At 55.2% G+C, this 8482-nt stretch carries 9 protein-coding genes; all 9 read left to right on the top strand.

The genetic code is table 11. From position 1 onward, the window contains the following. Window positions 1-495, top strand: a 495-nt coding sequence (locus ABYM29_RS13505) for a TonB-dependent receptor domain-containing protein (protein ID WP_372865299.1), incomplete at its 5' end; no start/stop codon positions are given. A gap of 65 nt (window positions 496-560) precedes the next feature. Beyond that, window positions 561-842 carry a hypothetical protein gene (locus ABYM29_RS13500; RefSeq protein WP_372865298.1) on the top strand — a complete coding sequence of 94 codons (282 nt, stop codon included), beginning with the start codon at window positions 561-563 and terminating at the stop codon, window positions 840-842. Beyond that, entirely contained in the window at window positions 839-1462 is a 624-nt protein-coding gene (locus tag ABYM29_RS13495) for a gluconate 2-dehydrogenase subunit 3 family protein (RefSeq protein WP_372865297.1), read from the top strand. Before ABYM29_RS13500 ends, ABYM29_RS13495 begins: the two co-directional genes overlap by 4 nt. 28 nt (window positions 1463-1490) lie before the next feature. Then, on the top strand, window positions 1491-3191 hold the full coding sequence (locus ABYM29_RS13490) for an FAD-dependent oxidoreductase (protein ID WP_372865296.1): 1701 nt from the start codon (window positions 1491-1493) through the stop codon (window positions 3189-3191). Window positions 3192-3344: 153 nt separating this feature from the next. Beyond that, complete coding sequence (locus ABYM29_RS13485) at window positions 3345-4199, top strand: ThuA domain-containing protein (protein WP_372865295.1); 855 nt, start codon at window positions 3345-3347, stop codon at window positions 4197-4199. Next, window positions 4196-5377, top strand: coding sequence for a Gfo/Idh/MocA family protein (locus tag ABYM29_RS13480; protein ID WP_372865294.1), 1182 nt, complete (start codon window positions 4196-4198; stop codon window positions 5375-5377). Before ABYM29_RS13485 ends, ABYM29_RS13480 begins: the two co-directional genes overlap by 4 nt. Window positions 5378-5387: 10 nt before the next feature. Beyond that, window positions 5388-6437 carry a sugar phosphate isomerase/epimerase family protein gene (locus ABYM29_RS13475; RefSeq protein ID WP_372865293.1) on the top strand — a complete coding sequence of 350 codons (1050 nt, stop codon included), beginning with the start codon at window positions 5388-5390 and terminating at the stop codon, window positions 6435-6437. Window positions 6438-6624: 187 nt separating this feature from the next. Beyond that, window positions 6625-7944: a sugar MFS transporter gene (locus ABYM29_RS13470; protein ID WP_372865292.1), complete on the top strand. Its 1320-nt coding sequence runs from the start codon at window positions 6625-6627 to the stop codon at window positions 7942-7944. An 81-nt stretch (window positions 7945-8025) separates the two neighbouring features. After that, on the top strand, window positions 8026-8482 hold a 457-nt coding region (locus tag ABYM29_RS13465), incomplete at its 3' end, for a LacI family DNA-binding transcriptional regulator (RefSeq protein ID WP_372865291.1).

The raw sequence follows: 8482 nt of genomic DNA, 5'->3' as shown, positions 1-8482 counted from the left end.
TTTGGCTCTTTTCTTTACAACAAGGCCCAATTCAACGAATTCGTCACCCAGTGTTTTGTCGGGCAGGAAGCGGGAGAACGCGGCGGCGAAGATATCAACGGCGACGGTAGCTGTGACCGACAGGACGTCTCCGGCGGCACGCTGCCGAACGCCCCAGAAAAAAGCCTGTCCATTACCGGCCGCTACGAGTGGCTTATCGACGACGATATGGTCTACCTACAATTGGGCGCCCGCTGGCAGGACGATGTGCAATATAGCGCAGAGCAACACCCGCTCACTATCCAAGAAGCGTACTCGATCTGGGACTTGCGCAGCGGGTGGCGCAGTATGGGCGACCAGCTAGAAATTGCCGGCTACGTCAACAACCTCTTTGCACAACACTATACAGTCGGTTTTTTCCCATTAAGCATGAAGAACGACCGGCGTGATCTCGCCCACTTTATCCCCGCCAATGCCGACCGCACATTCGGCGTCAGTGTGAATTACGAGTGGTAAGCTGAGGAACGGTGGCTCCAGCCACATACGACCAATGATATCTAGCAACGGAGGTTGACCTAACAGTGACTACACCTTCTCTACGGCCCACGCCGCGGCGCCTGTTGCTGGGCGCCGCACTGGCGGCTTACCTATACAGCTTGCTGGCAGCCACAGCTTGGGGTTTTTACGAGTTGTACCACCTGACCGGCATCGATTTTATCTACCATTTCTACAGCGTTTTCAAAGCGGCAGCCTACTATTTTGGCAGCTGGGACTATCAATGGCTGGCCTGCTTGGCACTCGGCATGCTCGCCGCCCTGCCGTGGTGGGAATTTTTGAAGACCAGCCTCAGGAGGCGAGCATGAACCGCAGAGAGTTTCTCGAATGCGCCGCGCTATTAATTGCCGGCGTCACCGCCAGCCAGGCCGGTTTTTCACTGACCAGTGAACAAACAACCTATCTCGCGACGGCGCCAAATTATGTAGCGAAGACCGCCAGCTATTTAAACAAGGCGCAGAAGGCCACACTGGCAATGCTGACCGAAACCATCATCCCCAAAACTGACACACCGGGCGCCATTGACGCCGGCGTACCCCGCTTTGTTGAGCTGATGGTGTTTGAATGGCTCAATGAAGATGAGCGCGAGATATTTCTACAGGGCTTTGAAGGCTTACGCAGCGCTGCCCGACAACGCTACCAACAGGGGTTTGACGAACTGCCGGAAAAAACGCGCATCCAGATGCTGGAGGAATTAGAAAGTACCGCCAGCGATTCTAGTTGGTACGACATGGGCAGCGCGGTAATGCGCAGCTATATCAGCGACGCTCCCTTCATTTGCCAAATCAAAGAGCTAACCGTGTGGGGCTTTTTTACATCGGAGATCGGCGCGACTCAAGTATTGCGCTACGAACCCATGCCGATGCAGTTTGATGGCCACCGCACCCTGAAAAAGCACGACAGCAGCTGGGCTCTGCCTTTCGCCTAGTAGATGCCCACATTTAAGGAATGGCAGCATGTTGAATACAAAAAATTATGACTTTGACGCCATCGTAATCGGCTCGGGAATCACCGGCGGCTGGGCGGCAAAAGAACTAACGGAAAAAGGCCTGAAAGTACTGGTGCTAGAGCGCGGCAAAGATCTCCAACACGGCGCTGACTACCTCGGCGAGCACGCACCTGACTGGAAGATTCCTTACCACGGCAAGCCACCCCGCGAGCTGTATAAAGCCGAATACCCTGTGCAGAGTACAAGCTACGCCTTTAGCGAGGCCACACGGCATTTTTTCACTAACGACAAGGCCAACCCCTATACCAGCCATGACGGCAAGCCCTTTGACTGGATACGCGCAGATGTCGTTGGCGGCCGGTCACTGTTATGGGGCCGCCAGACCTATCGCTGGAGCGAGCTGGACTTTCAGGCCAACGCCCTGGACGGCCACGGCATTCCCTGGCCCATCGACTACAAAGACATTGCTCCATGGTATTCCTATGTCGAAAAATTCGCCGGCATCAGCGGTGAGGCTCTCGGCCTAGAGGAGCTCCCCGACAGCGAGTTTTTGCCGCCGATGGGCATGCATAAAATTGAAGAAACTATTCGAGGCCGATTGAAAAAAAAGGCCCCCGACGTTCATATGACCATTGGTCGGGCGGCAATACTGACCGAGAACCACAACGGTCGCGCCGCCTGCCACTACTGCGGCCCCTGTCATCGCGGCTGTTCAACCGGCAGTTACTTCAGCTCCCATAGCGCCACCCTACCGGCGGCCCGCGCCACCGGCAATTTAACACTGCGGCCGCACTCGGTAGTGGAAAAGCTCGTTTACGACGAGCAGAGCAAAAGCATTCGAGAAGTGCGTGTTATCGACAGCCAATCCGGTGAACGTATCAGCTTCCGCTCGCGCCTGGTTTTCCTCTGCGCGTCGACCGTCGCGTCAACGCAGATCCTGATGCACTCCACATCAGACAGTTTTCCCACTGGCCTGGGCAACCGCAGTGGCGCGCTGGGACACTACTTGATGGACCACGCCTTAGGCTTGGCGGGCATGGGCGTGTTTCTTGACGACATGGATAGCTATTGGTTTGGCAATCGCCCGAACGGCACCTATATACCGCGCTTTCGCAACATTAAGGGGAAGCAGGAGGCGAACTTTATACGCGGCTATGGCTACCAAGCTCATGTGCTCCGTCTGGACTGGAAAGCCCGCTTAAACAAAAAGGGCTTCGGCGCTGACCTAAAAGATTCTCTTCGCAAGCCCGGCCCCTGGGTATGGGCCCTGGCGGCCTTTGCCGAATGCCTGCCCGACGTGCGCAATCGTATGTACCTCCACCCCAGTAAAAAGGATCGCTTTGGTATCCCCCAAGTCGTCTTCGATGCGACTTGGCGCGAAAACGAGCACAGGCTGTGGGATGACGCAGTCGAACAAAGTGATCGCATCCTTAAAGCCGCCGGCGCCGTGTTTAGCAAGAAGCAAAAAAAACTCGAAGCCAATATGGGCGCGGGCATTCACGAAATGGGTACGGCGCGGATGGGCAAGGACCCCGAACAGGCGGTGCTCAATGCCCATAACCAGGTCCACGGCATCGCCAATCTTTTCGTGACTGACGGCGCCTGCATGACATCGGCGTCCTGCGTCAACCCCTCATTGACCTACATGGCATTGACCGCGAGGGCGTGCGACTTTGCCGTTAAACAACTGCAGAGTGGCGCAATATAACGCGAACCAGGCACTTAGTTTACTGTGCTTACGATTGGAGCTATTCACACCATTGGATAACTAAATTGGCCTGATTAAATCGCGAGCACCGAGAACCCTTTGACCCAACCCGCGGCAGAATATTCAGGTAGACATGAGAGAAGGAAAAGACCATTGAAAATCTGGTTAAAACGAATTTTTCTTGGGGCATTACTACTAGTAATCGCGTTTGTCGGCGTTGCCTATTATCACTTGAGTTCCGTCGGTTTGATTCCGCGCAAGGAGTACGAAACCGCGTCACCCAAGCTACCCGACTTTAAAAAACCAGCGGTACTGATATTCTCAAAAACCAATGGCTTTATTCATAAAGACACCCTTCCCGTCGCAAAATCCGTGTTATCAACACTGGTATCCGCACAGGGTTGGGAAGCCTATGTCAGTGACAACGGCGCGGTGCACAGTCCGGAATTACTTAAGCAATTCGACTTCATTATTTGGAATAATGTCTCGGGCGACGTGCTCACCGCAGATCAACGCGCCGCACTGAAAAGCTGGTTAGAAGCCGGCGGCGGCTGGCTGGGCATTCACGCGTCTGGTGGCGACTTCAGCTATGACTGGGATTGGTATGTCGATACCTTGATTGGCGCTCAATTCGTTGGCCACACCATGAGGCCGCAGCTTCAAAATGCTGACGTAATTGTCGCCGACACCACCCTGGCGATTAGCGATCACCTACCCCAGCCATGGAACGTCAAACAGGAAGAATGGTACGCCTTCGATCGGTCGCCTCGCGCTAAGGGCTACGAAATTCTACTCACCGTTGATGAGTCTTCATATATAACCGCGGGCGACAGCTGGCTGGGCAAAGACCGCATGGTGGGCGAACACCCAGTCGCCTGGCGTCATTCTGTTGGCCGCGGCCGCGCCTTATACAGCGCCATCGGCCACCAACCCGACACCTATCACCTTGCCGAATATCAGACATTTATAACCAAAGCGATGTTATGGGTTCGCGGGGGACAACAATGAAGCTGGCTAGAAAAATACGTATGGGCATGGTGGGCGGCGGCCCCGGCGCAATGATCGGGCCGATTCACCGCCTCGCCGCAGCGCTAGATGGGCAAATAGAGCTGGTGTGTGGCGTTTTTTCCAGCAGCCACAAAAAGTCACTGGAGACTGCAAAAAGTATCCACCTAGCGCCTGATCGCGTGTATGAAAACTTTCAACAGATGATGGACGAAGAAGCCGCCCTCCCCGCCGACCAGCGTATGGATTTTGTGTCGATAGTGACTCCCAATCATATGCATTTCCCGGTAGCCGCGGCCGCGTTAGCGAAGGGCTTTCATGTGTTATGCGACAAGCCCGCAACACTCAACCTCGATGAAGCAATCCAGCTCAGCGAACGCCTTAACAGCAGCGGCCTCTTGTACGGCCTCACCCACACCTATGCCGGCTACCCTATGGTCAAGCAGGCGCGAGCGCTGGTTGCGGAGGGGGTTTTAGGCAATATACGCAAGGTGTTAGTGGAATATCCCCAAGGCTGGCTGGCCGGCAGTCGAATAGAACTCAGTAGCAAGCAGGCGGAGTGGCGCTTGGATTCAGCGCGCACCGGCCTGAGCAGCTGTGTCGGCGACATTGGCTCACATGCCGCGCATATTTGCGAGTACGTTATCAACGACAGTATCAGTGAGATTTGCGCCGACTTGGGTTCGGTGGTGTCGGGCCGGATATTGGACGATGACGCCACGGTCATTCTGCGCTTCACAGGTGGCGCGCGCGGCGTATTAATCGCCAGTCAGATATGCGCAGGCGAGGAAAACACCCTAAAGCTGCGTGTCTATGGCGAAAAAGGCGGGCTCGAGTGGTCGCACAGCGACCCCAACAGCTTGCATTACAAACCCGCCAATCAGCCTGCGCAAATTCTCCGGGCAGGTGGACCGGGCTTGGCCCATGTGGCGGCTGCCAACTGCCGCACACCCAGCGGCCATCCCGAGGGCTATCTTGAAGCCTTTGCCAACCACTATCGCAACTTCGCCGGCCAAATTGACGCGCGACTAACCGGGCGCAATCCCAGTGATGTTGAGGCCGACGTGCCCGGCATCGCCGATGCCTTGCGAGGCATGCGCTTTATTGAAAGTGCCGTCAAAGCCTCCACCTCCGATCAAAAATGGTATCGCCTACCGCCCTTGGTCGGTATCGACAACTGAGCATTTTATTATGATAAAAGGTCCCGCCATATTTTTAGCGCAATTTATCGCGGATAACGCGCCATTTAATTCACTCGACGGTCTGTGTGACTGGGCCTCAGGGCTCGGCTACAGGGGCATTCAGCTGCCCACCACAGACCCTCGTTTGATTGACTTGAAACTGGCAGCAGAGAGTCAGGAGTACTGCGACGAACTCAACGGCCGGATCAGGGCCGCAGGTTTGGAAATCTCCGAGCTGTCCACCCATTTACAGGGACAGTTGGTCGCCGTCCACCCGGCATATGATTCGCTGATGGACGGCTTTAGCATCGCCGAAGTTAGAGGGAATCCGCAGGCCCGCCAGGCCTGGGCTGTTGAGCAGTTGAAACTCGCGGCCAAGGCGAGCCAGCGACTGGGGCTAAACGCCCATGCAACGTTCTCAGGCGCGCTGTTATGGCACACCCTCTACCCCTGGCCTCAGCGACCGCAAGGGCTGGTTGAAGCCGGTTTCGCGGAACTCGGCCAGCGCTGGCGGCCCATCCTGGATGCCTTTGAAGACGCAGGGGTCGATTGCTGTTTTGAAATCCACCCCGGCGAAGACCTCCACGATGGCGCCAGTTTTGAACGCTTCCTTGACGCAGTAGACCAACATCCACGCGCAAACATTCTCTATGACCCCAGCCATTTAATCCTGCAACAAATGGACTATCTCGCCTTTATTGACCTCTACCATGAGCGCATTAAGGCGTTTCACGTAAAAGATGCCGAATTCAGACCCAGCGGCCGCAGCGGCGTTTATGGTGGCTACCAAGGCTGGGTAGAGCGGCCCGGGCGCTTTCGCTCGCCCGGTGACGGACAAATCGATTTTCGCGCTATTTTCAGCAAACTTGCCCAGTACGGCTACAACGGCTGGGCCGTGTTGGAGTGGGAGTGCTGCCTTAAACATCCGGAAGAGGGGGCCAGAGAAGGAGCCCCCTTCATTCGCGAGCATATGATACGTCTGACCGACCGCGCCTTTGATGACTTTGCCGGCGTTAAAACAGACGATTCCCTTAACCGCCGTCTACTGGGTCTGGAATGAGCCGACAGCAATTGCTTTTACTAGCGGCGTTGGTGAGCACAACAACAAACGCTACACGCGCGAACAAAACACTCTGCGTCGGTGGCTGGCAGATAGCACCACCACTGGACGGTATAAAGACCGAATCAGAAAATGATTAACGTCGCGCCATGAGCTTTATAACAATAACTAATCAATGGGAGTCACTATGCCTGAACCCTCTAAGCAGAACACAAAGCTGGATCGTAAACGTCTGTTGCTCGTCGGTAATCTATCGATTTTCATGATCGGCCTCGGTTTTGCGGTGCGGGCCAGCATCGCCTCCGACATACAGAACGACATCTTCAATCACTTAGACTTAGCGCGCTCTGCCGCGCTGGTCGGCGAGGTCTTGGGCGCGACCTTTATTGGCTTTGCACTGACCTTAGTGTTCGGCAGCGCGCTGGTCGACTGGCTAGGAATGCGCACGATGCTGCTTTTCTCTGCTTTCGGCTACGTGCTCGGCAGCGCAATCGTCATCGCGGCGTCTTTTTTAGACGTTAGTCACAGCAGCTACTGGCTTATATTTTCCGGCTTCCTGCTTACCGGCTTCGGCTGGGGCGCGGTAGAGGCGGCCAGCAACCCAATGATCACAGCTATTTACCCCGAGGAAAAAACCCACCGACTGAATATTCTGCACGCCTGGTGGCCGGCGGGTATTGTCGCGGGCGGCCTAGCGGGGCTAGCTTTTGCCGCGCTATCACTGCCTTGGCAAGTCAACCTGCTGGTCCTTATCATACCGGCCCTGTGGCTGGCTTACTGGACCCTTTCTACCCAGTTCCCGGTTACCGAACGCGTTCAGCGCGGCGTTTCCTATCAGGATATGTTCCGTGAACTAATTCGATCACCGGGGTTCTTCATCTGGTTTTTTTGCATGATGATTACCGCGGCCTCGGAGCTGGCACCGGGACAATGGGTCGATATTTCACTAACAAATATTGTTGGCATGCCCGGTATTTTTGTGCTGATTTACGTCAGTATGCTGATGTTCGTGATGCGCTATTTTGCCGGTGCTATTGCCAAACGTATCTCGTCAATCGGCCTGCTATGGGCCGGCTGCCTATTGGCCTCAGCCGGCCTGTATGGCCTGAGCTTGTCCAACTCACCCCTTACCGCTTTTCTGTCGGCCACGGTCTGGGGAGTTGGCGTCTGTTACCTCTATCCAACCATGTTGTCATCAGTAAACGAGCGCTACCCACGCGGAGGCGCGCTTTTTCTCGGATTAACCGGCTTTGCCGGCGGCCTATCCATTCAGTTCGTGCTGCCGCAGATGGGCGCTATTTTTGACCGTGCCAAAATAGAGGCTGCGGGTGGCGTAGACAAGCTGATGAGCCTCGAAGGTGATGCCCTGGCTGAGGTACTGCGCGACGCCTCAGTCCAATCCTTTCAGGCGGTGGCCATTTTACCACTGATATTATTGCCGGTATTCGGCGCCATCTGGTTGCGAGATAGGGCAAAAACCCAGAATTATTCCAGCGCCAAGGCATAGCAGCGCGACCCGACCGTCTTCGCTGTCCACCATGCGGTCACTGTATTAGACTTCGTGTTTTGCTTCTGGGGAAACCTGTTAATGGTGACGATTAAGGATGTAGCCGAAATCGCCGGTGTTTCAATCGCTACCGTATCGCGCACCTTGGCTGAACCCGAAAAAGTGTCGGAAAAAACCCGCGCCAAAGTCATGGCGGCGGTAAAAAAGAGCGGCTATGTAACCAATACCTTGGCGCGAAATTTTCGCCGCCGCCGCAGCAATACGGTCGTGGTATTGGTACCCGACATCGCCAACCCGTTTTTTGCCAATATTATTCAAGGCATTGAGCATATTGCCCATCAGCAACAGTATCGGATATTACTCGGCGATACCCAACAAAACCCCGAGCGCGAGCGCGCCTATGCCGACTTGGTATCCCAGCGACAAGCGGATGCGGTTATTTGCCTGGGCAGAAATATCCCATTTGCCTACCATAAGAGTCGAAAAAATCTCGACCCGGCTTGGCCGCCGTTCGCGATGGCCTGTGAGTATCACGGCG

This window comes from Spongiibacter sp., assembly GCF_041602295.1.
Classification (GTDB): domain Bacteria; phylum Pseudomonadota; class Gammaproteobacteria; order Pseudomonadales; family Spongiibacteraceae; genus Spongiibacter.
Note: the sequence above shows the minus strand (reverse complement) of the source record. Positions and strands in the feature narration are given on the sequence as shown.